Genomic DNA, 22,741 nt, shown 5'->3' with positions numbered 1-22,741 from the left:
CGGGCAGCGGGCATGCGCATCCAGTCCCGCAGCCAAGATCACCTCCCCTCCCCTCACTCGTCATCCCGCGGCTCGTCCGCGGGACCCATGAACTCCGTGGCGCCGGATGGGGCGCAGGCGGCGACGCCGCGGATCACCACGCTCTCACGTGTCCATGGGTCCCGCGGACAAGCCGCGGGATGACGAACGATGAGGATCATGCGGCCGCTCCGAGGGCGCGCCCGCGCACCCGACAGCCGCCACGCTACCAGCTATCGATCCAGCGCAGCTTCTTGCCCTCGCGCACCGGCTTCGGCGGCAGGCTCCTGAGACCTGCGACGATCCATTTTCGCGTGTCGGCCGGGTCGATGACGTCATCCAGGGCGGGCGAGGTGGCCTGGCTCAGCGCCTTGCCGCGGGCATAGGCGGCGGCGACCATCTCGTCGAACCTGGCCTTGCGCCCGACCGGGTCCTCGATGGCGGCGAGTTCGTTGCGGTAGCCCAGCTTCACCGAGCCCTCGAGGCCCATGCCGCCGAACTCGCCCGTCGGCCAGCTCACGCAGAACATCGCCCCCTGGTAGCTGCCGCCGGTCATGGCGATGGCGCCCAGGCCGTAGCTCTTGCGCAGGATGATCGAGAGGATCGGCACCGTCAGGTTGGCCCCGATCACGAACAGCCGCGAGCAGTGGCGGATCAGGCCCGTCTTCTCCGCCTCCGGCCCCACCATGTTGCCGGGCGTGTCCGACAGCGACACCACGGGAATGTCGAACGCCTCGCAGAGCTGCAGGAACCGCGCCGCCTTGTCCGAGGCGTCCGAGTCGATCGCGCCGCCCAGGTGCATCGGGTTGTTGGCGAAGATCCCGACGGGCCGCCCCTCGATCCGCCCGAACGCCGTCACCATGGCGAGGCCGAACTTGGGCCGCAGCTCCAGCACCGAGTCCTTGTCGCAGATCAGCTCGATCACCTTGCGGATGTCGTAGACTCGCAGGCGGTTCTCCGGGATCGCGCGCCGCAGCAGCCGCTGGTCGGCGCACGACCATTCGCTGACCGGCCCCTGGAAGTAGCTGAGGTACTTCTTTGCCGTGAAGACGGCCTCTTCCTCGTCCTCCACCAGCACGTCGATGGTGCCGTTGGCCTGCATCACCTTGATCGGGCCGATCTCCTCGGGCCGGAAGACGCCCAGGCCGCCGCCCTCCACCATCGCCGGGCCGCCCATGCCGAGCGCCGAGTCCTTGGTGGCGATGATCACGTCGCAGCAGCCGAGGATGGCCGCGTTGCCCGCGAAGCACCGGCCGGAGTTCACCCCCACCAGCGGCACCGCGCCCGAGAGCCGGCCCCAGAACTCGAAGCCGCGGGTGAAGCCGCCGCCCTCGGTGTCGCCCGGCCGCCCGCCGCCGCCCTCGGTGAAGAAGACGATCGGCAGCTTCCAGCGCTCGGCGAGCTCGGCCATGCGATCGAGCTTCCAGTGGTTGTTGCCGCCCTGGGTGCCGGCCAGCACGGTGTAGTCGTAGCTCATCACCGCGCAGCGCGACCTCTCCTCGCCGAACAGGTCGCCGTTCACGGAGGCGAGGCCCATCAGCATCCCGTCGGCCGGGGTGGTGTCGATCAGCTCCTGCAGGGTGTTGCGCCGCCGCCGCGCGGCCACGACCAGCGGGCCGTACTCCACGAAGCTGCCGGGATCGACCAGTTGCTCGATATTCTCCCGCGGCGTCCGCTGCTTCGTCTTGCGCCGGCGCGCCACCGCGTCGGGCCGCGCGGCGTCCAGGGTCTTCTCGTGGCGCGCGATCACCTCGGCCAGGTCGGGGCGGATGACGTCGAGATCGACAGCCTCCTCCTCCACGGCGCCCGCGCCCGCGTCGTCGCTCTCCTCGATGAAGGCCAGCGGGTGGCCCTCGTAGACCGTGTCGCCGGCCTCGACGTTCACCAGCCGCACCACGCCCGACGCCTCGGCCGCGATCACGTGCTCCATCTTCATGGATTCCATGATCATCAGCGCCTGCCCGGCGCGCACCGTCTCGCCCGCCGCCACCGAGACGCTGACCAGCGTGCCCTGGAGGGGCGCGCGCAGCGGCTTCGTGCCCTCCGGCCCCTCGGCCTCCTCCTCGACCTCGGCCGCGTCGGCCGCTTCCTTGCCCAGCGCCAGCACCGCGAGCGGGTCGCTCGCGTCCACCTGATAGCCCGCCCGCTTCGGCCCGCCGGCGCCCCGCGCGGCGGCGTCGAAGTAGAGCCGCGGATGCGCGTCGGGCTCGCCCGCCAGCTCGCCCATGTGCTCTTCGATGAAGCGCGTGTGGACCTCGCCCGCCGCCACGGACGGATGCGCCAGCAGGTTCTGCAGGAAGGCGATGTTGGTGGGCGAGCCCTCGATGCGGAATTCGCTGAGGGCGCGGTAGGCCTTGGCGACGGCGCGGCTCAGGCCGCCCGCGCCCGCATGCACGATCAGCTTGGCGAGCAGGCTGTCGAACCGCGCGCTGGTCCGATAGCCGGCATAGCCGAACCCGTCGACGCGCACGCCCGGCCCGCTGGGTGGTTCGAACACCCCCAGCGTCCCGCCGGCCGGCCGCGCCGAGCCGTCGGCGGCCATGGTCTCCAGGTTCACGCGGGCCTGCACGGCGTGGCCCCGCGGCGCGGGCACCCGGTCCTGGGTCAGCGCCAGGTCCGCCAGCGACCGGCCCGCCGCGATCTGGAGTTGGAGCCGCACGAGATCCAGGCCGGTCACCTCCTCGGTGACCGTGTGCTCCACCTGCAACCGCGCATTGCCCTCGATGAAGACGATCTCCTCGCCCTCCACGAGGAACTCCATGGTGCCCAGGCTGCGGTAGCCGGCCGCCTGGCCCAGCGCCACCCCGTAGCCGAACAGCCGCTCGCGCACGCCGTCGGCCAGCATGTCGGCCGGCGCGATCTCGATCACCTTCTGCCGCTGGCGTTGCAGCGAGCACTCGCGGTCCCAGAGGTGGACCACGCTCTCGCCGTCGCCGACGATCTGCACCTCCAGGTGCCGCGCGTGCGGCAGGAAGCGCTCGACGTAGAGGTCGCCGTTGCCGAACGCCGCCCTGGCCTCCGACGCGCAGCGCTCGAACGCCGCCGCCAGCTCGGAGGCCTCGGTCACCGGCCGCATGCCGCGCCCGCCGCCGCCCGCCACGGCCTTGACCATCACCGGCCCGTGCTCGGCGAAGAACGCCTGCGCGTCTTCCAGCGAGACCACGCCGTCGCTGCCCTCCAGCACGGGGACGCCGCACTGCTTCGCCAGCGCCCGCGCCCGCGCCTTGTCGCCGAACAGCTCCAGGGTCTCCGGCGTCGGCCCCACGAACGTCAGCCCCGCCTCGGCGCAGGCCCGCGCGAACGCCGCGTTCTCCGACAGGAAGCCGTAGCCGGGATGCACCGCATCGGCCCCGGCGTCCTTCGCCGCGGCCATCACCTGGGCGATGTCGAGATAGGCCGCAGGCCCCGAGCCCGTCAGCCCCACCGCCCGGTCGGCCTTGCGCGTGTGCAGCGAGGCCGCGTCGTCCTGCGAGAACACCGCCACCGTGGCGATCCCCATCTCCGCCGCCGTGCGCGCGATGCGGACCGCGATTTCCCCCCGGTTGGCGATCAGCAGTGTCTTCACGGGCGTCCCTCTCGTTTGCGGGCCGCCATCATGCCGATGCGCGCCGACCCGCCAAGCCGTGACGTACCGGCAAGCCGCCTGAGAAGCGCAGCGGCGGCGCCATTCGATTCAACCACGAACCCCTGAACGTCATGGCCGGGCCTGTCCCGGCCATCCAGACACGCCGGCGCGCGGAAGCGGCCCGCGTCGGGCGCCGGCGCAAGCTTTCCGGCATCGGTGTTCATGGATGGCCGGCACAAGGCCGGCCATGACGTTCAGGAGGGGAGAAGGGCGCGCGGCGACCTTCCCTTCCCGCTTGCGGGAAGGGGGACCGCTCGCCGAGCCCGGCGCACGCCGGGCGTAGAGCGAGGGGGGGAAGGGCAAGCGGCCGGCAGGGCGGCTGGACCGGGCTGTTGCCGACGTCGTGGATGAGGCTTTCCTCTCCCCCACCCGCTCTACGCCCGCTTGCGCGGGCTCGGCGTGCGGTTCCCCTCTCCCGCTTGCGGGAGAGGCAGGGCGCGCTTCACGCGGCGTGCCGAATGCCGGTCCTAGCCGGCGTCCGCCTCGCCCTCGGCGGCGCGCTTGCGGCCCGCTCTCGCGTGGAGCGCGAAGCCCGCGAGCAGCAGCACGGACGGACCGGCCAGCGCGGCCAGGGCGATCACGACCGAAAGCACTTCTTCCATCCGCAGGGCTTAGCGCGCCCGCGCCGGGCCCCGAGGCATACGATCCTTATGCGGCCCTACGCCTTCAGCATATCCGGCGTGATCGGGAGCGAGCGCACCCGCTTCCCCGACGCGGCGAAGATCGCGTTGGTGACCGCAGGCAGGGCGGGCGGCAGGGCCGGTTCGCCCAGGCCGGTCGGCGGGAAGTCCGTCTTCAGGAACTTCACCTCCACCGGGAACGACTCGGCGATGCGCATCAGGGGATAGTCGGTGAAGTTCGACTGCACCGTCGCGCCGTTCTCGAAGGTGATGGCCTGATGCTGCGCCTCGGAGACGCCGTCCAGCACCGAGCCCTGGACCTGGTTGATCGCGCCCGCCGGATTGATGATCTGGCTGCCGACGTCGGCGGCCACCCAGACCTTCCTGACCTTGAGCGTCCCGTCCCCGGCCACCGCCACATGCGCCACTTCGGCGAAGTAGCCCTGGTGGCTGTAGTAGCAGGCGACGCCCAGGCCCTCGCCCTTCGGCAGCTTGCCGCGGTTCGCCCAGCCCGACATCTCGCCCACGGCCTTCAGCACGCCGCGCATGCGCCCGGCGCCGTAGCGGGCCGGCGCCTCGCCGACCACGTCCTGCGTGCCCAGGAGCTTGATCTGGAAGGCCAGCGGGTCGGCGTTCGCCGCGTGCGCCATCTCGTCGATGAAGGACTGGAACACGAACGACAGCGCGTTGGACCCCGGCGCCCGCAGGGGCCCGGTCGGGATGTCGGCCCGGATCATCGAGACGTCGTACTTCACGTTCGGCACGAAGCGGGCCGGGAACTCGCTGGCCGCCATGCCGGCGCTGGGGCTGGGCTGGCCGGACGTGTTGTTGGTGAAGGTGACGAAGTGGTCCTGGAGCGCGATCAGGGCGCCGTCCGCGTCCACGCCGCCCTTGAAGAAGTGATAGCCGCCCGGCCGGTAGTGGTCGTGGGCCATGTCGTCTTCGCGGGTCCAGAGCAGCTTGACCGGCGCGCCCACCTCGCGGGCCACCCACGCGGCCTCGACCATGTAGTCGTTGGCCAGCCTGCGGCCGAAGCCGCCGCCGCCGCGGATCATGTGGACGGTGATGTCCTCGGGCTTCAGGCCCAGGGTCTTGGCGGTGAGCTGGCGGCCGGGCTCAGGGTTCTGGGTCGGCGCCCAGATCTCCAGCTTGCCGTCCTTGAACTCGGCGGTGCAGTTCTGCGGCTCGAGGTTGGCGTGGCTCAGGAAGGGGTAGCTGTAGACCGCCTCCACCGTCCTGGCCGAGGCCTTCAGCGCGGCGGCCACGTCGCCGTCGTTGCGGGCGTTCTTCTGCGGGGTCCCGGCGTTGAACGCGGCGGCCTGCTCGTCGAAGCCCCTGGTCGACAGCTTCGCCGTGGGATGGTCGGCCCACGTCACGTTGAGCGCGTCGCGGCCCTTCCTGGCGGCCCACCAGTTGTCGGCCACCACCACGACGGCGGGCAGCAGGCCCTGGCCCGTCATGCCCTGCGGGAAGAGGCCGTTCGGGTCGCCCTCGATGACGAAGGCCTTCTTCACGCCCTTCACGGCCCTGGCCGCATCGAGGTCGGCGCTCGCCACCCTGGCCCCGAACACCGGCGCCTTGACGATGGACGCGTACAGCATGCCCGGCCGGCGCACGTCGATGCCGAACAGCGGCTCGCCGTTGACGATCTTGGCCACGTCGTACTGCGGCGTGAACTTGCCGAGGATCCTGTACGCCTTGGGGTCCTTCAGCGTCAGCGACTTGGGGTCGGGCGGCGTGACGCCGGCGCAGGCCAGGGCCAGGGAGCCGTAGGTGCGCTTCCTGCCCGAGGGCCTGTGGATCACGGCGCCCGCGTCGGTCGCGCAGTCGCCGGGGCCGCAGTTCCACGCCGTCGCCGCCGCCTGGATCAGCATGGCGCGCGCTACCGCGCCCACGCGGCGCAGCTCGTCCCAGTGCAGGGGCGTCGCCATCGAGCCGCCGGCGAACTGGCGGCCGAACGCCTTGGGGTCGTTGTCGGCCTGCTCGATCCGCACGCTGTCCCACGGCACGTCGAGCTCCTCGGCGATGAGCATGGGCAGCATGGTCTTCACGCCCTGGCCCACCTCGGGGTTCTTCGCGGTGATGGTGACCATCCCGCTCGGGGCCACGCTGACGTAGGCGTTCAGCGGCTTCACCGCATCGTCCTCAGCCTGCGCCTGGCCGGCCATCGCGAAGCCCAGTGTCAAGCCGCCGGCGCCGACGGACACCAGGACCTCGCGGCGGTTGGCGCCGAACGCCTTCAGGAGCTTGTCGTGGTAGGTCATGGCTCAGGCCTCCTTCTGGCCGGAGGCGCGCTTGATGGCCGCGCGGATGCGGACGTAGGTGGCGCAACGGCAGAGGTTGCCGTTCATGGCCTCGTCGATCTGGGCGTCGGTCGGCTTGGGCGTCGCCGTGAGCAGCGCCGTCGCGCTCATGATCTGGCCGGCCTGGCAGTAGCCGCACTGGGCGACGTCCAGCTCCATCCAGGCCGCCTGCACCTTCTTGCCGACGGCGTTCCTCGACATGCCTTCGATGGTGGAGACCTTGGCCTTGCCGACCGCCTCGACCGGGATCTGGCACGAGCGCATCGGCTGGCCGTCGACATGCACCGTGCAGGCGCCGCAGGCCGCGACGCCGCAGCCGTACTTCGTGCCGACCAGGCCCAGGGTGTCGCGCAGCACCCACAGCAGCGGCGTGTCGCCGTCCACGTCGGCGCTCAGCGCCTTCCCGTTCACATCGAGAGTGTAGGCCATGCCCGGTCTCCGCCCGTTCCTGGGCGGAATCCTACCGCCTGCGCCCCCCGCGGCAAAGGCGCGGAGGCCAGCGTTCTTCGCCACGTCCGGCAGGCCAGCTACATAACGAGAGGGGCAAACGGCCGCCGGCACGGGTCGATTTTCGTCAGGTTCCGGGGCTCCGGACGTGGAAGGGGCGGCCTCAGGGGCTCGGCACGATCGTCACGGCGTCGGGAAGCTCGTTCGGGTTGTCGCCCGGGCGCGCCGGGAACGCGTCGGCCAGGACGTCGGCGCAGAGGCCGATGGCCGCCTCGAAGCCCCGGGCCGGCTCGCCCCGCTTCAGGCCGGCGACCAGGGCCGCCATGGCGCGGTCCCAGACGCCGTCCTCCACCCGGGCGTGGATGCCGTCGTCGGCGATCAGTTCCGCCATCCGCTCGGCCGCCGAGACGTAGATCAGGATGCCCGTCCGCTCGCGGGTGGCGTGCAGGTTCTTCGACAGGAACAGCTCCTCGGCGCGCATCCGCACCCGCTCGCGCTTCATGCCCCGCGGCGTCAGCGCCCGCCGCACCGGCGGGATGGCCACCACGAACAGGGTCACGAGGAAGAGCGCCGCCTGGAGCACCAGCGTGCCGATCAGCGCGGCGCGCGCCATGGCCTCGCCGACGTCCTCCACCTGATCGGCCGTCCAGCCGCCGACGAGCGCCATGTCGGGCGCGCTGACCTGCAGGCCCGCCATCAGCAGCAGCGCCGGCGCCAGCAGCGCCACGCCCGCCGCCCAGGCCAGCGGGGTCGCGTGGTAGTCGGCGCTCTCCTCGGCGACGGCGCAGTAGATCTCGCCCGTGGTCCGGGCCTCGGCGGCGCGCACCGCGGCCTCGACGGCGGCGAAGTCCTCGGCGCTGAGCAGGGTCTTGGCCATCACCAGCTCCCGGAGGCGCCGCCGCCGCCGCCCGAACCGCCGCCGCCGGAGAAGCCGCCGCCACCGCCACCGCCGCTCCAGCCGCCTCCGCCGCCGCTGCTCCACCCGCCGCGCCGGCTCGAGTTCGACAGGATCAGCGGCAGCAGCCACCACAGCCCGCTGCCCCCGAACCGCCGCCGCGCACCGAACACGCGGGTGACGCCGCTCAGCAGCCAGAAGACGATGAAGACGGCCACGATGACCCACGGGAAGCCCTCGCGCCCGCCGCCGTCCGACGCCATGGCCCGCTGCTGCGCCGCCTCCGCCGCGGCGGCCTGCGCCTGGGCCTCGGCGGGGGGCAGGCCGATCTGGGCGGCGATCGCTTCGGTCCCGTCGACGACGCCCTTCTCCAGGTCGCCGGCCTTGAACGCCGGCAGCACCGCGCGCGACAGGATGAGGCTCGACATGGCGTCGGTCAGCACCGGCTCCAGCCCGTAGCCCACCTCGATCCGCACTTTCCGCTGGCGGGGCGCGACGATGAGGATCGCCCCGTCGTCCTGGCCCTTGCGGCCGATACCCCAGGCGCGCAGCAACTGGTAGCCGTAGTCCTCGATCTCATAGCCCTGGAGGTCTGGCAGCGTGGCGACGACGAGCTGATGCCCGGTCTGCTGCTCCAGCGCCGCGAGCTCCGCCGTCAGCTTCGCCTCCGTCTCCGGCGACAGGATCTGCGCATCGTCCACCACCCGCCCCGTCAGCGGCGGGAACTTGGGCGCGGCCCACGCCGGCGCGGCGGCCAGCAGCAGACCGATCGCCAGGACGATCCGGAGGACGGCGGCCCGCACGGTCCTACTTCGGCGGCGGCGAACCGGGGGCGGCGCCGGGCGGCGGGGCGGCCGCGGGCGCGGCAGGCGCGAAGTCGACGGTGGGCGCCGACTGCGCCGTCGCCGTGGCCTGGAAGAGCTGCATCGGCTGCGAGGAGCCGTACATGGTCTTGGCCCAGATCACCTGCGGGAAGGTCCGGAGGGTGGTGTTGAAGTCGCGGACCGCCTCGTTGTAGTCGCGCCGCGCGATGGCGACGCGGTTCTCCGTGCCCTCGAGCTGGGCCTGCAGGGCCATGAAGTTCTCGTTCGACTTCAGGTCCGGATAGTTCTCCTGCAGCACGCGGAGCGGCGCCAGGGCCAGGGACAGGTTCTGCTGGGCCGCGGCGTAGCGCTGGAACGCCGCCGGGTCGGTGGTGATGCTGGCGTCGCTCTTGACCTGCAATGCGCCGGCGCGGGCCTCGGTCACCCCGATCAACACGCTCGATTCCTGGGCGGCATAGCCCTTCACCGTGGCGACGAGATTGGGAATCAGGTCGGCGCGGCGCTGGTACTGGTTCTGCACCTCGGCCCACTGGGCCTTGGCCTTCTCCTCCTTGGTCGGGATCGTGTTGATCCCGCACGCGGCCAGCAGCAGCGGCAGGGTCACCAGAAGCGCCAGGCGGCGGACGAAGCGGATCATGGGCATCCCTCTGTCGTGAGCGGGGGACTGTGCCGCGACGGTTGATCCGGCGCAACGGGGGCGGCACAACGCAGGCGATGGCGAAGGTGGCGCCCTACTATGCGGCCGGCAGCCTGAGCGCCGCCTTCTACGATCGCGTCACCGCGGCCGACCCCACGCTCGTGGGCGACGAGCAGGTCTATGCCGGCCTCGCCCCACCGGAGGGCGCGATCCTGGAGCTCGGCGCCGGGACCGGCCGCCTGACCGCCGCGCTCGCCGCCCGCGGCCACGACGTCACCGGCGTCGACATCTCGCCGGCGATGCTGGCCCAGGGCCGCGCGCGCATCGAGGCGCTCGCGCCGGGCGTCCGCGCCCGCGCGCAGCTCGTCCGCGGTGACATGACGGCGCTCGACCTGAAGCGCGCCTTCGACCTGGTGATCTGCCCGTTCTTCACCCTCGCGCACGTGCCGGGCGGCGCGGCCTGGCGGAACACCTTCGCCACCGCCGCGCGGCACCTGGGCCCCGGCGGCCTCGCCGCCTTCCACCTGCCCAAGCCCGACATCATGCGCCTGCCCGGCCCGGCCGATCCGTCGCGGCCGGTGATGGAGCTCGCCCTCGAGGACGGCCGCCGGCTGCTGCTCTTCGTCCGCGAGCGCCGCTTCCGCGAAGGCGTGGGCCGCCTCGACCAGGTGATCGAATACGCCGTGGCCGACGCCGCCGGGCGCATCGTCCGGAAGAGCGCCGAGCGCCTCACCTACTGGTGGACCGACCCCGAACCGCCGGCCGCCGCCGCCGGCCTCGTCCGCGACCGCGACCCGATCGAACTCGGCGGCGTCGGCGCGATCCAGGTGTTCCGTAAGACCTGACCTTTCACCTCCCCCACTGCGGCAGCAGTGGCGGGAGGGGGACCGCCCGCCGAGGCCGCAGGCCGTAGAGCGGGTGGTGGAGGGGGCGAGCCTCAGGCTCGGCGGGTCGACCGGGCGGACTTGATGCTGCGGATGAAGCTCGCCCCCTCCACCATTCGCTCTTCTCCCGGCCCAAGGCCGGGATCGGCGAACGGTCCCCCTCCCGCCGTCGCTGCCGCAGTGGGGGAGGTGAGAAGCTCAGGCCGCAAGCTTCGCGGGCGTCACGACCGTCACGGCCCATTGCGGTTTCGGCGGGCGGGTGCGGATCTTTTCGCCCTTGAGCCAGATGAAGAGCGCTTCCCAGTGGATCGCGCCCAGCACGCCGAGCGTCATCCAGGGGTGCGTCAGCCAGGCGCGGAGGAGGTTGCGGTCGGTGAGGTCCTGGCGCACGCCGGTGAAGCCCGCCGCCAGCACCCGGCCCTCGGCGTCGTCCACGTCGACGAAGACCTGCACCTGCTCGCCCGATTCCCCGGAGAGGGGCGGGCGCATGCGGAACGCGTAGCTGAGCTCCATGTCCATGAAGGGCGAGACGTAGAAGCCCTTCTCGCAGGCCTGCTTCACCACGGGCGCATCATCTGCAGGGATGAGGTAGCTGTGCCTTTCGCCGAAGGTGTTGTTTACCTCGTACAGGATAGCCGAGAGCGCCCCGTCCGCCCGGTGGCAGTAGTAGACAGTGAGCGGGTTGAAGCCCGTCCCCAGTATCCGCGGCATCGCCAGCATCCGGACCGGCCCACCGTGCGCGACGCCCGCCGCGGCGAGCTGCGCCTCCACCTGCGCCTTCAGCGGAACCGCCGAGCCGTCGCCGTGCGCGCGCTCGCGGAAGCCGGTGAGGTTGAAGCCCTTCAGGGAGAACAGCCTCAGCCCCCGGTCCAGCGCCGCCAGTTCGTCCAGGTCGAGCAGCAGCATGAAGATGCGGTAGCGCAGCTTATGCACGCGAGGCTTCAGCCGCGCGTGGGTCACGATCCCCGGATAGAGCCCCGATTTCCAACCTGGGGCGGACACGTCAGGCCGCCTCTTCCGCCAGATCGGGCTCGCACACGTGGATGCGGCCGCTCTCGTTCTCGACGGTCCAGGGCCGGCGCACGCCGCCCAGTTGCTCGGCCACCGCCAGGCCCGACTGCAGCGCGTCCTCATGGAAGCCGTGGCCCAGATACGACCCGCAGAACCACGTCCGCCGCACGCCCTGGATGTCCCAGAACTCGCGCTGCGCCGCGATCGCCGCGCCGTCGAACAGCGGGTGCTCGTAGACCTCGGTGCGGATCAGCTTGTCCGCCGCGATCTCCTTGTTGGGGTTCAGCGTGCAGAAGATGTCGGGCGCGTTCCTGAGGCTCTGAAGCCGCGTCATCCAGTAGGTGCAGGCGCCCTCGCCCGGCGCGCTGCGGGAACCGATATGGTTCCAGCTCGTCCAGGCGCGCCTGCGCCTGGGCATCAGCACGCGGTCGGTGTGCAGCGCGATCATGTTGCGGCTGTACTTGAAACAGCCCAGCAGGCGCTGCTCGTCCGGCGTCGGATCCTCCAGCAGCGTGAGCGCCGTGTCGCCGTGGGTGGCGATCACCACCTGGTCGAACCGTTCGCGCGCGCCGCCGGCCAGTCGCACCTCGGCGCCGTTGGCGTCGCGGCGGACGCCGGCCACGCGCACGCCCTTGCGCACCTCGCCGTGGAACGCTTCCGCCAGCTTGGCGACATAGGCCCGGCTGCCGCCCTCGACCGTGCGCCAGAGGCCCCGACCGGTGATGGTCATCATGCCGTGGTTCAGGAAGAACCGGATCAGCGAGGCGGCCGGATAGGCGACGATCTGGTCCAGCGGCGTCGACCAGATGGCCGCCGCCTGCGGCAGCAGGTGGTCGTCGCGGAAGGCGTCGCCGTAGCCCTTCGAACGCAGGTAGTCGCCGAGCGACGTGGCCTTGCTCTCCAGCTCGGGCAGGTCGCGCTCGGCCGTGCGGAAGAAGCGGGTGATGTCGGCCAGGAGCCGCCAGAACCGCGGCGAGAGCGCGTTGCGCTTCTGGGCGAAGATGCCGGCGATCCCGAAGCTCGAATATTCGAACGCCCCGTCGTCCAGCGACACCGAGAGCGACATGTCGGCATAGAGGCTGGGCACGCCCAGGTGCTCCAGCAGCGCCGTGAAGTTGGGGTAGTTGCCCTCGTTGTAGACGATGAAGCCGGTGTCGACCGGCACCGGGCCGGCGCGGCCGGGCGCCTCGGCCGTGTTGGCGTGGCCGCCCAGGCGGGAATCGGCCTCGAACAGGGTGACGTCGTGACGTTCCGACAGCAGCCACGCCGCCGAGAGCCCCGCCACGCCGGCGCCGACCACGGCCACGCTCAGCCGCTCATTCGCACTCATGCCGCCGCTTCCACCTCTCTGCACGCAACCGACCCCGGCGTGCTTCCCGACGCCGGACTGCTTAGCAAAGGCTACGGCTTCGTCACAGCACCGGATGCGTCGCGCGCCGGATCATGCTGGTATCCGCGGGCTGGCGGAGGGCGGATGCTGTTTCAACTGGTGCTGGGCGTGTTGGGCGCCATGCTCGTGGTCATGGTCGCGGCCTGGGCGTTCGGGGTGGCGCGTGGGAACGGCGGCTGGACCGACGTCTTCTGGACGTGGGGCACGGGGATCACGCTGGCGGCGGCGGCCCTCTGCGGCTTCGGCGCCGGGTCGCCGCCCGAGCGGCGCTGGCTGGTGGCGGCCTTCATGGCGATCTGGGCCCTGCGCCTCGGCGCCTACCTGACGCCGCGCGTGGCGGGCCATCCCGAGGACAGCCGCTACGCCGCCTTCCGCAAGGACTTCGGCGACAGGTACGCCAGCCGCATGCTGTTCGTGACCCTGCCGCAGGCGCCGGCGACGGCGCTGCTGTCGCTCTCCGTCATCCTGGCCGCCCGCGCGCCCGGCCCGCTGGGCTGGCGCGACGCCCTGGCGGTCGCGATCTTCCTGGCCGCCATCGTCGGCGAGGGGCTCTCCGACGGACAGATGAAGGCCTTCCGCGCCAACCCCGAGAACAAGGGCCGGGTCATGGACCGGGGCCTCTGGGCCTGGTCGCGCCACCCGAACTACTTCTTCCAGTGGATGGGCTGGCTCGCCTACCCGGCCATCGCCCTCGATCCGGCCCAACCGCTCACCTGGCTCAGCCTCGCCGCCCCGCTCGTCATGTTCGGCCTGCTCCGCTACGTCTCGGGCGTCCCGCCGCTGGAAGCCCAGATGCTGAAGTCGCGCGGCGACAGGTTCCGCAGCTATCAGGCCCGCGTCTCCGTATTCTTCCCGTCGCCCCCGAAACGCTGAGGACCCCGAGTTCCCGTATGAGTCTGATCTCGTTCACCATCGACACCTTCGAAGGCGCGCCGCTTCCCGACATCGTGCGCAAGACCGCGATCCGCCTGCTGGTCGCCAATGCGCGCCGCGAACACGCCAAGGCCGGCGCCGGCACGGAAGCCGCCTTCGCCCGCGACATGGCCGAGCATCCGATCGCCATCCACACCGATGCGGCCAACGCCCAGCACTACGAGGTCCCCGCCGACTTCTTCCTCCACTGTCTCGGCCCACAGCTCAAGTACTCGTCCTGCCTCTACAGGAACCCCGGCGACACCATCCGCGAGGCCGAGGAGCATGCGCTGAAGGAGACCGCCGAGCACGCCGACCTGGCCGACGGCCAGCGGATCCTGGAGCTCGGCTGCGGCTGGGGCTCGCTCTCGCTCTGGATGGCCAGGGCCTATCCGAACGCCCGCATCACCTCGGTCTCGAACTCGGCCAGCCAGAAGGCCTTCATCATGGCCCGCGCGCAGGAGCGGGGCCTGTCGAACCTCGAGGTCGTCACCTGCGACATGAACGACTTCGAAGCGCCCGGCGAATTCGACCGCGTCGTCTCGGTCGAGATGTTCGAGCACATGTCGAACTGGCGCGCCCTCCTGGGCCGGGTGAAGACCTGGCTGAAGCCCGACGGCCGCCTCTTCATCCACGTCTTCACGCACCGGACCACGCCCTACCGCTTCGACGTCGACGACGAGGCCGACTGGATCGGGAAGCACTTCTTCTCGGGCGGCGTCATGCCCAGCCACGGCCTGATGGCCCAGTTCCCCGACCTGTTCGAGGTCGAGCAGGACTGGCGCTGGAGCGGGACCCACTACGAGAAGACGGCGCTCCACTGGCTGGAGGCCTACGACCGCAACATCGACAGGATCCGGCCCACGCTGGAGGCCGTCTACGGCAGGGACGCCACCCTGTGGCATCGCCGCTGGCGCCTCTTCTTCCTGGCCACCGCCGGCCTCTTCGGCCACCGCGGCGGCACGGAATGGGGCGTGAGCCACTACAGGCTGAGGCCCGCCTAGCCCCTTTGCTCGTCATCCCCGGGCCTGTCCCGGGGATCCATACGCGCGGGCGTCGAAGGTAGGCCGGTGAGGTCGTGTTCATGGATGGCCGGGACAAGCCCGGCCATGACGATCCAAGGGGAACGGGGGAAACAGCAATGCTCAGACTGATCGCCACCTATCTCGCCACCGCGGTCGCCTTCGCGGCGGTGGATTACGTCTGGCTCTCGCAGATCGGGCCGAGCGTCTATCACCCGACGCTCGACGAGGTGCTGCGGCCGATCGACGACCCCGTCGACTTCCCGGCCGCCATCGCCTTCTACCTGGCCTACATCCTGGGCATCCTGGCGCTAGCGATCTGGCCCAACCGCGACCGGCCGCTATTGCAGACCACCGTCACCGGCGGCCTCCTGGGCGCCATGTGCTACGCCACCTACGACCTCACCAACCAGGCGACGCTGAAGGTCTGGGCCACCCACATCACCCTCGCCGACGTCGCCTGGGGCACGTTCCTGACCGCGGTCGGCGCTACGGTGGGCGGCTTCGTGTTCCGGCGGATCAAGGCGGCGTAGGCCTGCCTTCCCCGTTCACGGGGAAGGGGGACCGTCGGCCGAGCGTAGCGAAGAGCCGATGGTGGAAGGGGCGTGGCTGGACTCAAAGGCGGCTCTCGCCCCCTCCACCACTCGCTCTTCGGCGAGTGGTCCCCCTCCCCCGCTTCGCAGGGGAGGCAGGCCGTGCCAAAGTCTTTTTCGAAGATCGGGAATGACACCGGCGCGGAGGAAACAGGATGAGCGAAGTGATGGCGCGGGCCGCGTGGCTGACCGATCCGGACGCCGCGGCCGCCACCGGCATGACCACGGCGATGTGGGCCAGCCTGCAGCCCGACAAGACCGCCGTCGTCGACCCTGACGGGACCGCTATCACCTACGCTGAGCTCAACGCCCGGGCGAACCGGATCGTGCGGCTGCTGCGCGGCGCGGGCCTCGCGGCCGGCGACGCGGTCGCCATCGTGATGTCCAACCGCCACGAGTTCATCGAGGTCTGGGCCGCGTGCCGCCGCGGCGGCTTCCGCCTGACGCCGGTCAACTGGCACCTCACGGCCGACGAGATCGCCTACATCCTGAACGACTGCGAGGCGAAGGCCGTCTTCGGCGAGGCGCGCGTGGCCGCCTGCGGCCCGGCCGCGGCCCAGGCGCCGGGCCTGCGCGCGAAGGTCGCCGCGGGCGGCGGCGTCGAGGGCTTCCAGGACTACGACGCGGCGCTGGCCGGCTTCGACGCGGCCGACATCGACGATCCCGTCCTGGGCAACCAGATGCTCTACACGTCCGGCACCACCGGCCGGCCCAAGGGCGTCTGGCGCGCGGCCCCGGTCGTGCCGGTCACCGGCATCTACGCCCTGCGCGGCTACGACGCCCGCTCGGTGCAGCTCTGCGCGGGGCCGGCCTATCACGCCGCCCCGCTGGCCTTCGACGTCGGCTTCTCCATGGGCGCCGGCGCGACCCTGGTCTTCCTCGACAAGTGGGACTCCGAGGCGACGCTGCGGGCCATCCACGACCACGAGGTCAGCCACCTGCACCTGGTGCCGATCATGTTCCAGCGGCTGCTGGCGCTGCCGCCCCAGGTCCGGGCGCAGTACGACGTCTCTTCGGTGAAGTACCTGATCCACGGCGCGGCGCCCTGCCCGCCCGAGGTGAAGCACGCCATGATCGAATGGTTCGGCCCGGTGCTCAGCGAATACTACGCCGGCTCCGAGGGCGGCGCGGGCTTCCTGATCGACAGCCACGAGTGGCTGAAGAAGCCGGGCTCGGTGGGCAGGAAGCCGGAGCTCCTCGGCTCCAAGATCCTCGACGAGGCCGGGAACGAATGCCCGCCGAACGTGGCCGGGACCATCTACCACCAGCTCCCGCCCGGCGGCGGCTTCACCTACTACAAGGACGAGAAGAAGACCCAGGCGTCGCGCGTCGGCGACTACTTCACCATGGGCGACATGGGCTACTTCGACGACGACGGCTACCTGTTCCTCACCGGCCGCAGCGCCGAGACGATCATCTCCGGCGGGGTCAACATCTATCCGCAGGAGGTCGACAACGAGCTCATCAAGCACGACGCCGTCGCCGACTCCTCGACCGTCGGCGTCCCGCACGACGAGTGGGGCGAGCAGGTGAAGGCGGTGATCCTGCTGAAGCCCGGCCACCAGCCCTCCGAAGCGCTGGCGCAGGAGATCCTCGATTTCGCCCGGCGCTCGCTGCCCAGCTTCAAGGTCCCGCGCAGCCTCGACTTCGTGACCGAACTGCCGCGCTCGGAGGCCGGCAAGGTCCAGCGTGGCAAGGTCCGCGCGCCGTACTGGGAAGGCCGCGCGCGGCAGATCTGACGGCTCAGACCCCGGCCGCGGCGCGCACCTCGCCCAGGAACCAGTCGGCCCCGGCGTCGACCACGCCCGCGCGGCGCATCACCGAGACGGCGAACCGTTCGGGCAGGAACGGCAGGTCCAGCACCTGGAGGCCCAGCTTGGACGCATGACGGTCGGCCAGCCGGCGCGGGACCGTGGCGATGGCGTCGGTCGAGGCCACCATGAGGAGCGCCGTCAGCCAGCCGGGGACGGCGGCGCGCATCACCATGTCGGGCACCGGCTCCATCGTCGGCTTCTGGCCGGTCTCGCTGGGGCTCCAGGCGAAGACGTGGCCGATGTTGCGCCAACGCTCGAGGGTCAGCGCGCCGCCCGCGAGGTCGGGATGGTCGGCCCGCGCCACCGCGCACCAATAGTCCTCCAGGAACGGCTCGACAGTGTAGCCCGCCCGCGCCGCACCGAAGCGGCCGATCGCGAACTCACCGTCGCCCAGCCGCAACGGCCGCAGGATGTCTTCCTCCGACAGGTGATCCAGGGCGAACGAGACCCCTGGCGCGACGTCCTTCAGCCGGTTGATCAGGCCCGCGCCGATCAGGGCGGCCACGAACTCGGGCACGGCGATGCGGAAGATGCGGTCGCTGGTGGCCGGGTCGAAGCCCGACCCGTCGCTCAGCACGTCCCCGGCCATCCGGATCAGCGCCTCGACCCGAGGCCTCAGTTCCAGCGCCCGGCGCGTGGGCTCCAGCCCGTGCGGCCGCCGCACGAACAGCGGGTCGTCGAACAGATCGCGGAGGCGCGCGAGCGCGTGGCTCACGGCCGGCTGCGAAAGCCCCAGCCGCTCCGCGACGAGGCTGGCGCGACCCATCTGCAACAAGCCCTGGAGGACCAGCAGCAAGCCGCCGTCCAGCCGCCTGAGTTTATTCAGATCGATATCACTCATTCAGCGAATTCAGTACGCCTGAACATGCGGAAGCGCCACCGTCCGCGGCATGAAACACGCCGCGCTCCCCGCCGCCGCCCTTGTCGCGATGGCGCTCCTCGCCCCGGCTGCCCACGCGCAGTCGGGGCTCTATTCGCAGGTGACGCTCACCTCGGACTACCGCTACCAGGGCGTCTCCAGCTCGCAGAACCGCCCCGTCGTCCAGGGCGTGCTCCACCACTTCCGCCCGGACGGCTGGTACGCCGGCGTCTTCGCCACCGAGGTCGACTACGGCTACGCCCAGAGCCCCAGCTACGAGCTAGACGTCTACGGCGGCAAGACGCTGAAGCTCGACGGCAAGACCGACCTGAAGCTCCAGGCGCTCGCCAGCGTCTTCCCCGACGACCGCACGCCCGGCCCGACGCTGAACTTCGTCCAGGGCGGCGTCTCGCTGATCCGCAGGGAAGGCCCGCTGACGCTGACCGGCCTCGCCACCTACGTCCCCGAGGGCTCCTACGGCGCGGGCCAGGTCTGGCGTGTCGAGGGCGGGGCGGACTATGCGCTGGGCCGGGGCGTGACCCTGAAGGCGCTGGCGGGCCATCAGGCCTCCGGGCGGCGCCCCGACCGCACCTACTGGAGCTTCGGCGCCGAACTGCGCTGGAAGCATCTCATCTTCGGGACGACGTACCAGGACACCGACCTCACGCCGCGCGAATGCGGCTTCACCCCGAAGATCTGCCGACCCGCGGTGACCGGCGCGGTCACGGCCGTCCTGCCGCTGATCCTGTTCCCTGAGCGCAGGCGGTGACGCGGCCCCGACTCTGCCTCTAAGGTCCCCGAAACGTTCTTTGGGGGCCGCCCGTGAAACAGCTTCTCCTCGCCGCGCTCGCGGCCTTCGCCGTCGCCACGCCGGCGATCCCGCAGAGCCAGCCGGCCACCTTCGTGCAGGCCGGACGCGTCCTGGTCGACCCGGCGTCGGGCAAGGTCGAGATGAACAAGACCCTGGTGATCCAGGGCGGCAAGGTGGCGCGCATCGCCGACGGCTACGTCTCCGAGCCCGGCGGCAAGGTCGTGGACCTGAAGGACGCCTTCGTCCTGCCCGGCCTGATCGACAGCCACGTCCACCTCACCGGCCAGCAGAACCCCAATTCCCGGATCGAGGAGGTGACGCAGTCCTCGGCCGAGCAGGCCCTGGTCGGCGCCCGCTACGCGAAGAGGACCTTGCTGGCCGGCTTCACCACCGTCGCCGACCTGGGGGCCGACGACGACGCCATCTTCGCGCTGCGCAAGGCGATAGCGCTCGGCGACGTGCCCGGCCCGCGGATCGTCGCCGCGGGCTCGGCCATCTCGGTGCATGGCGGCCACGGCGACGCGAACGGCTTCCGGTGGGACATCCTGGAGCTCCTGCGGCCGAACTCCGTCTGCTCGGGCGCCGACGACTGCCGCCGCGCCGTGCGCCAGCAGGTCCAGAAGGGCGCCGACGTGATCAAGATCACCGCCACCGGCGGCGTGCTCTCCAACACCGCCGCGGGCCTGGCCCAGCAGTTCAGCGACGACGAGCTGGCCGCCATCGTCGACACCGCCCACCGCATGGGCCGCCGCGTCACCGCCCACGCCCACGGCCTGGACGGCATCAACGCCTTCCTGAAGGCCGGCGGCGACTCCATCGAGCACGGCACCTACCTCGACAAGGACTCCATCGCCCTCTTCCGGAAGAACGGCGCCTACCTGGTCCCGACCCTGATGGCGGGCGATTTCGTCTACCGGGTGGCCTCGGGGCCGGACAACTTCCTCACCCCCGCCCAGTCGGCCAAGGCGCTGGAGGCCGGCCCGAAGATGCTCGACATGGCGCGGCGCGCCCACGAGGGCGGCGTGAAGATCGCGTTCGGCACCGACACCGGCGTCTCGGCCCACGGCGACAACGCCGGCGAGTTCGCCCTGCTGGTGAAGGCCGGCCTGACCCCGCTGGAGGCGATCCAGGCCGCCACCGTCAACGCCGCCGACCACCTGCAGATCTCGGCCGACGCCGGCTCGCTGACGCCCGGCCACAGCGCCGACCTGATCGCCGTCCAGGGCGACCCGCTGAAGGACGTGACGATCCTGACGAAGGTCGGCTTCGTCATGAAGGGCGGCGTGGTCCACAAGGGCCCTTCCCTCCCTTGATGGCAGGGCGATCGCATATGGTTTGTGGGCGGCTCGTCCGCCCGATTCTTGAACCGCAGAGATCGCAGAGACCCGCAGAGAGGGTCGCGGATCCACGGGAATCCTCTGCGTATCTCCGCGATCTCCGCGGTTCGACTGACGGCCTTTCGGCCGCCCGCATCCATATGCGATTGCCCTCCCTTGATGGGGAGGGACAGGCCGCGAAGCGGCCAGGGTGAGGCGGTGTTGTCCAGGCGCCGACGCGCAGGGATTGTCTGAGACCTCACCCCCGGCGTTTCGAATGCGACTCCCTCACCCTGCTCGCCTCGCGGCGAGCTGTCCCTCCCCATCAAGGGAGGGAAATCAAGCGAAACCATCCGTGTCTTGGTCCCGCCGCAACCGGCGGGCATAAGCCGCGCCCATGATTCCGTTCATCGACCTCGCCGCCCAGCGCGCCCGCCTGGGCCAGCCGCTGGAAGACGCGATCCTCAAGGTGGTTCGCTCGGGCGCCTACGTCATGGGCCCCGAGATCGCCCGGTTCGAAGCCGAGCTCGCCGCCTTCGGCCAGGCGCCGCACGCGCTCTCCTGCGGCTCGGGCACCGAGGCGCTGGTGCTGCCGCTCATGGCCTGGGGGATCGGCCCGGGCGACGCCGTCTTCTGCCCCAGCTTCACCTTCGCCGCCACCGCCGAGGCCGTTGCGCTGGTCGGCGCGTCGCCCGTCTTCGTCGACGTCCTGCCCGACACCTACAACATCGACCCGGCCAGGCTGGACGCGGCGATCGCCGCCGTCCTCGCCGAAGGCAAGCTCACGCCGCGGGCCGTCATCGCGGTCGACCTCTTCGGCCAGCCCGCCGACTACCCCGCGATCAAGACTGTTACGGACCGGTACGGACTGAAGCTGATCTCCGACTCCGCCCAGGGCTTCGGCTGCACGCTGGGGGGCAAGCACCCGCTCCACTGGGCCGACGTCACGACCACCAGCTTCTTCCCGGCTAAGCCGCTCGGCTGCTACGGCGACGGCGGCGCGGTGCTGTCGAAGGACGCCCGCCTGCACGACCTGCTGGTCAGCCTGCGGGTCCACGGCCAGGCGGTGGCGTCCGACCTCGAAGGCCGCACCTTCGACCATGACCCGAAGTACCTGAACATGCGCGTCGGCCTGAACAGCCGCATGGACACGATCCAGGCCGCGGTCCTGCTCCAGAAGCTGACCATCTTCGCCGACGAGATCGAAGCTCGGAACAGGGTCGCCGCCCGCTATGCCGACCACCTCGGCGACGTCGTCCGCGTGCCGCCGGTGATCGACGGCGGCCGCTCGGTCTGGGCCCAGTACGTCATCGAGACCGACGACCGCGACGGCCTGGCCGCCCACCTGCGCGCCGAAGGCGTGCCCACCGCCGTCTACTATCCCGTGCCGCTGCACCGGCAGGCGCCCTACAGCCACTACCCCCAGCCCGGCGGCCTGCCCGTCACCGAAGCCGCGGCCGGTAAGGTGCTCGCGCTCCCGATGCACGCCTACCTGGACCCCGAAACCCAGGACCGCATCACCGCCGCCATCCGCAACCACGTGAAGCGGAACATCACCCAATAGCTGTCATCCCCTCGGCGCCGGTCGGCCACGACCGCCCTGCCGTCCGTCAGCGCGCGAGGGCTCGATGTCGGCGGGGTCGAGGAACGGCATGGGGCGAGCCTCACGCGGGCGCTGGCGACCTTCGCAAAGTGGGCCTAGTTTCGCGCCCACAAGGGCAGCCGACAACCCAGAGGTCCATCCATGGACACCACCGACAAAGGCTATGACGCCGCGCGCTACCGCCGCTCCGGCCGGGGCAAGATCTACGACTCCGTGCTCGACCTGATCGGCGACACGCCGCTGGTGAAGCTGCCGCACCTCACCGCGGCGCTGAAGCCGAAGGGCGAGGTGGTCGCCAAGCTGGAGTTCTTCAATCCGCTCGCCTCGGTGAAGGACCGCATCGGCGTGGCGATGATCGAGGCCCTGGAAGCCCAGGGCGTCCTGAAGCCCGGCGGCACGATCGTGGAGCCGACGTCCGGCAACACCGGCATCGCGCTGGCCTTCGTGGCCGCGGCCAAGGGCTACAAGATCATCCTGGTCATGCCCGAGAGCATGTCGCTCGAACGCCGCAAGATGCTGGTCATCCTGGGCGCCAGGCTGGAGCTGACCCCGCGCGAGAAGGGCATGGTGGGCGCCGTCGCCCGCGCGAAGGAGATCGTCGAGGCGACGCCCGGCGCGGTGATGCCGCAGCAGTTCGACAACGCCGCCAACCCGCTGATCCACAAGGTCTCGACGGCCGAGGAGATCTGGAACGACACCGACGGCCGCGTCGACGCGGTGGTCTCGGGCGTCGGCACCGGCGGCACGATCACCGGCGTCGGCCAGGTGCTGAAGGCGCGCAAGCCGTCCGTCAGGATGATCGCCGTCGAGCCGCAGGCCTCGCCGGTGCTGTCGGGCGGCCCGCCCGGCCCGCACCCGATCCAGGGCATCGGCGCGGGCTTCGTGCCCTCGATCCTGGACCGCGGGGCGATCGACGAAGTGGTCCAGGTGGCCAACGACGACGCCTTCCAGATGGCGCGCCGCATCGCCAGGGACGAGGGCATCCCGGTCGGCATCTCCTCGGGCGCGGCGCTGGTCGCGGCCTTCGACGTGGCCAGCCGCGACGACATGGCCGGCAAGCTGGTGGTGGCCATCATCCCGAGCTTCGCCGAACGCTATATCTCGACCCCTCTGTTCGACGGGCTGTGACCTGCCTCCCACGCGCAGCGGGGGAGGGG

General features: G+C 71.2%; 19 protein-coding genes. 9 read left to right on the top strand and 10 right to left on the bottom strand.

Features of this window, described 5'->3' with window-relative positions:
- Positions 1 to 244: 244 nt before the first annotated feature.
- The 7 genes from KF737_RS00425 to KF737_RS00395 all read right to left on the bottom strand — a co-directional run bounded on the left by KF737_RS00425 (position 245) and on the right by KF737_RS00395 (position 9,375).
- Positions 245 to 3,583, bottom strand: coding sequence for a carboxyl transferase domain-containing protein (locus KF737_RS00425; protein WP_296449015.1), 3,339 nt, complete (start codon positions 3,581 to 3,583; stop codon positions 245 to 247).
- A 527-nt stretch (positions 3,584 to 4,110) separates the two neighbouring features.
- Positions 4,111 to 4,245 (bottom strand): hypothetical protein, encoded by a 135-nt coding sequence (locus KF737_RS00420; protein ID WP_296449012.1) that lies wholly within the window; start codon positions 4,243 to 4,245, stop codon positions 4,111 to 4,113.
- Between the two features lie 56 nt (positions 4,246 to 4,301).
- Complete coding sequence (locus KF737_RS00415) at positions 4,302 to 6,527, bottom strand: xanthine dehydrogenase family protein molybdopterin-binding subunit (RefSeq protein WP_296449009.1); 2,226 nt, start codon at positions 6,525 to 6,527, stop codon at positions 4,302 to 4,304.
- 3 nt (positions 6,528 to 6,530) lie between these two features.
- The gene (locus tag KF737_RS00410; protein ID WP_296449007.1) at positions 6,531 to 6,995 is read right to left on the bottom strand and encodes a (2Fe-2S)-binding protein; all 465 of its coding nucleotides are present in this window, start codon (positions 6,993 to 6,995) and stop codon (positions 6,531 to 6,533) included.
- A gap of 181 nt (positions 6,996 to 7,176) precedes the next feature.
- On the bottom strand, positions 7,177 to 7,890 hold the full coding sequence (locus KF737_RS00405; protein ID WP_296449004.1) for a TPM domain-containing protein: 714 nt from the start codon (positions 7,888 to 7,890) through the stop codon (positions 7,177 to 7,179).
- A complete protein-coding gene (locus KF737_RS00400; protein ID WP_296449001.1) occupies positions 7,890 to 8,711 on the bottom strand; it encodes a YgcG family protein in 822 nt (273 codons plus the stop codon). The genes KF737_RS00405 and KF737_RS00400 overlap by 1 nt, the downstream gene beginning before the upstream one ends.
- Before the next feature lie 4 nt (positions 8,712 to 8,715).
- Positions 8,716 to 9,375, bottom strand: coding sequence for a LemA family protein (locus KF737_RS00395; protein ID WP_296448999.1), 660 nt, complete (start codon positions 9,373 to 9,375; stop codon positions 8,716 to 8,718).
- A 71-nt stretch (positions 9,376 to 9,446) separates the two neighbouring features.
- On the opposite strand from KF737_RS00395, the gene KF737_RS00390 reads away from it, so the two are divergent.
- The gene (locus KF737_RS00390; protein WP_296448996.1) at positions 9,447 to 10,214 is read left to right on the top strand and encodes a class I SAM-dependent methyltransferase; all 768 of its coding nucleotides are present in this window, start codon (positions 9,447 to 9,449) and stop codon (positions 10,212 to 10,214) included.
- A gap of 237 nt (positions 10,215 to 10,451) precedes the next feature.
- Here the strand turns inward: KF737_RS00390 and KF737_RS00385 are convergent, their stop codons facing one another.
- Both KF737_RS00385 and KF737_RS00380 read right to left on the bottom strand, forming a co-directional pair.
- Positions 10,452 to 11,255: a DUF1365 domain-containing protein gene (locus KF737_RS00385; RefSeq protein ID WP_296448993.1), complete on the bottom strand. Its 804-nt coding sequence runs from the start codon at positions 11,253 to 11,255 to the stop codon at positions 10,452 to 10,454.
- A gap of 1 nt (position 11,256) precedes the next feature.
- Positions 11,257 to 12,594 (bottom strand): NAD(P)/FAD-dependent oxidoreductase, encoded by a 1,338-nt coding sequence (locus KF737_RS00380; RefSeq protein ID WP_296448990.1) that lies wholly within the window; start codon positions 12,592 to 12,594, stop codon positions 11,257 to 11,259.
- Between the two features lie 144 nt (positions 12,595 to 12,738).
- Between KF737_RS00380 and KF737_RS00375 the strand changes: the two genes are divergently transcribed.
- The 4 genes from KF737_RS00375 (at position 12,739) to KF737_RS00360 (ending at position 16,920) form a co-directional block, all read left to right on the top strand.
- Positions 12,739 to 13,527 (top strand): DUF1295 domain-containing protein, encoded by a 789-nt coding sequence (locus KF737_RS00375; RefSeq protein WP_296448987.1) that lies wholly within the window; start codon positions 12,739 to 12,741, stop codon positions 13,525 to 13,527.
- A gap of 17 nt (positions 13,528 to 13,544) precedes the next feature.
- Complete coding sequence (locus tag KF737_RS00370; RefSeq protein ID WP_296448984.1) at positions 13,545 to 14,570, top strand: cyclopropane-fatty-acyl-phospholipid synthase family protein; 1,026 nt, start codon at positions 13,545 to 13,547, stop codon at positions 14,568 to 14,570.
- Positions 14,571 to 14,707: 137 nt separating this feature from the next.
- Positions 14,708 to 15,121 (top strand): DUF2177 family protein, encoded by a 414-nt coding sequence (locus tag KF737_RS00365; protein ID WP_296448981.1) that lies wholly within the window; start codon positions 14,708 to 14,710, stop codon positions 15,119 to 15,121.
- 215 nt (positions 15,122 to 15,336) lie between these two features.
- Positions 15,337 to 16,920, top strand: coding sequence for an AMP-binding protein (locus KF737_RS00360; RefSeq protein WP_296448978.1), 1,584 nt, complete (start codon positions 15,337 to 15,339; stop codon positions 16,918 to 16,920).
- A 4-nt stretch (positions 16,921 to 16,924) separates the two neighbouring features.
- Here the strand turns inward: KF737_RS00360 and KF737_RS00355 are convergent, their stop codons facing one another.
- Positions 16,925 to 17,836 (bottom strand): LysR family transcriptional regulator, encoded by a 912-nt coding sequence (locus KF737_RS00355; protein WP_296448975.1) that lies wholly within the window; start codon positions 17,834 to 17,836, stop codon positions 16,925 to 16,927.
- A 49-nt stretch (positions 17,837 to 17,885) separates the two neighbouring features.
- Between KF737_RS00355 and KF737_RS00350 the strand changes: the two genes are divergently transcribed.
- The 4 genes from KF737_RS00350 (at position 17,886) to cysK (ending at position 22,712) form a co-directional block, all read left to right on the top strand.
- The gene (locus KF737_RS00350; RefSeq protein WP_296448973.1) at positions 17,886 to 18,623 is read left to right on the top strand and encodes a TorF family putative porin; all 738 of its coding nucleotides are present in this window, start codon (positions 17,886 to 17,888) and stop codon (positions 18,621 to 18,623) included.
- Between the two features lie 107 nt (positions 18,624 to 18,730).
- On the top strand, positions 18,731 to 19,978 hold the full coding sequence (locus KF737_RS00345) for an amidohydrolase family protein (RefSeq protein WP_296449507.1): 1,248 nt from the start codon (positions 18,731 to 18,733) through the stop codon (positions 19,976 to 19,978).
- A 400-nt stretch (positions 19,979 to 20,378) separates the two neighbouring features.
- Positions 20,379 to 21,545 carry a DegT/DnrJ/EryC1/StrS aminotransferase family protein gene (locus KF737_RS00340; RefSeq protein WP_296448970.1) on the top strand — a complete coding sequence of 389 codons (1,167 nt, stop codon included), beginning with the start codon at positions 20,379 to 20,381 and terminating at the stop codon, positions 21,543 to 21,545.
- Positions 21,546 to 21,725: 180 nt separating this feature from the next.
- Positions 21,726 to 22,712 carry a cysteine synthase A gene (gene cysK / locus KF737_RS00335; protein WP_296448968.1) on the top strand — a complete coding sequence of 329 codons (987 nt, stop codon included), beginning with the start codon at positions 21,726 to 21,728 and terminating at the stop codon, positions 22,710 to 22,712.
- Positions 22,713 to 22,741 lie beyond the last annotated feature (29 nt).

The organism is Phenylobacterium sp. (assembly GCF_019636135.1).
In the GTDB taxonomy this organism is placed as follows: domain Bacteria; phylum Pseudomonadota; class Alphaproteobacteria; order Caulobacterales; family Caulobacteraceae; genus Phenylobacterium.
This window is presented reverse-complemented; position numbering and strand designations above follow the sequence as displayed.

Bases quoted from the DNA above. Each gene is read 5' to 3' on its own strand.
- KF737_RS00420 (WP_296449012.1), bottom strand. From the start codon at position 4,245: ATGGAAGAAGTGCTTTCGGTCGTGATCGCCCTGGCCGCGCTGGCCGGT.
- KF737_RS00415 (WP_296449009.1), bottom strand. From the start codon at position 6,527: ATGACCTACCACGACAAGCTCCTGAAGGCGTTCGGCGCCAACCGCCGC.
- KF737_RS00410 (WP_296449007.1), bottom strand. From the start codon at position 6,995: ATGGCCTACACTCTCGATGTGAACGGGAAGGCGCTGAGCGCCGACGTG.
- KF737_RS00405 (WP_296449004.1), bottom strand. From the start codon at position 7,890: ATGGCCAAGACCCTGCTCAGCGCCGAGGACTTCGCCGCCGTCGAGGCC.
- KF737_RS00395 (WP_296448999.1), bottom strand. From the start codon at position 9,375: ATGCCCATGATCCGCTTCGTCCGCCGCCTGGCGCTTCTGGTGACCCTG.
- KF737_RS00390 (WP_296448996.1), top strand. From the start codon at position 9,447: ATGGCGAAGGTGGCGCCCTACTATGCGGCCGGCAGCCTGAGCGCCGCC.
- KF737_RS00380 (WP_296448990.1), bottom strand. From the start codon at position 12,594: ATGAGTGCGAATGAGCGGCTGAGCGTGGCCGTGGTCGGCGCCGGCGTG.
- KF737_RS00375 (WP_296448987.1), top strand. From the start codon at position 12,739: ATGCTGTTTCAACTGGTGCTGGGCGTGTTGGGCGCCATGCTCGTGGTC.
- KF737_RS00370 (WP_296448984.1), top strand. From the start codon at position 13,545: ATGAGTCTGATCTCGTTCACCATCGACACCTTCGAAGGCGCGCCGCTT.
- KF737_RS00365 (WP_296448981.1), top strand. From the start codon at position 14,708: ATGCTCAGACTGATCGCCACCTATCTCGCCACCGCGGTCGCCTTCGCG.
- KF737_RS00360 (WP_296448978.1), top strand. From the start codon at position 15,337: ATGAGCGAAGTGATGGCGCGGGCCGCGTGGCTGACCGATCCGGACGCC.
- KF737_RS00355 (WP_296448975.1), bottom strand. From the start codon at position 17,836: ATGAGTGATATCGATCTGAATAAACTCAGGCGGCTGGACGGCGGCTTG.
- KF737_RS00350 (WP_296448973.1), top strand. From the start codon at position 17,886: ATGAAACACGCCGCGCTCCCCGCCGCCGCCCTTGTCGCGATGGCGCTC.
- KF737_RS00340 (WP_296448970.1), top strand. From the start codon at position 20,379: ATGATTCCGTTCATCGACCTCGCCGCCCAGCGCGCCCGCCTGGGCCAG.
- cysK (WP_296448968.1), top strand. From the start codon at position 21,726: ATGGACACCACCGACAAAGGCTATGACGCCGCGCGCTACCGCCGCTCC.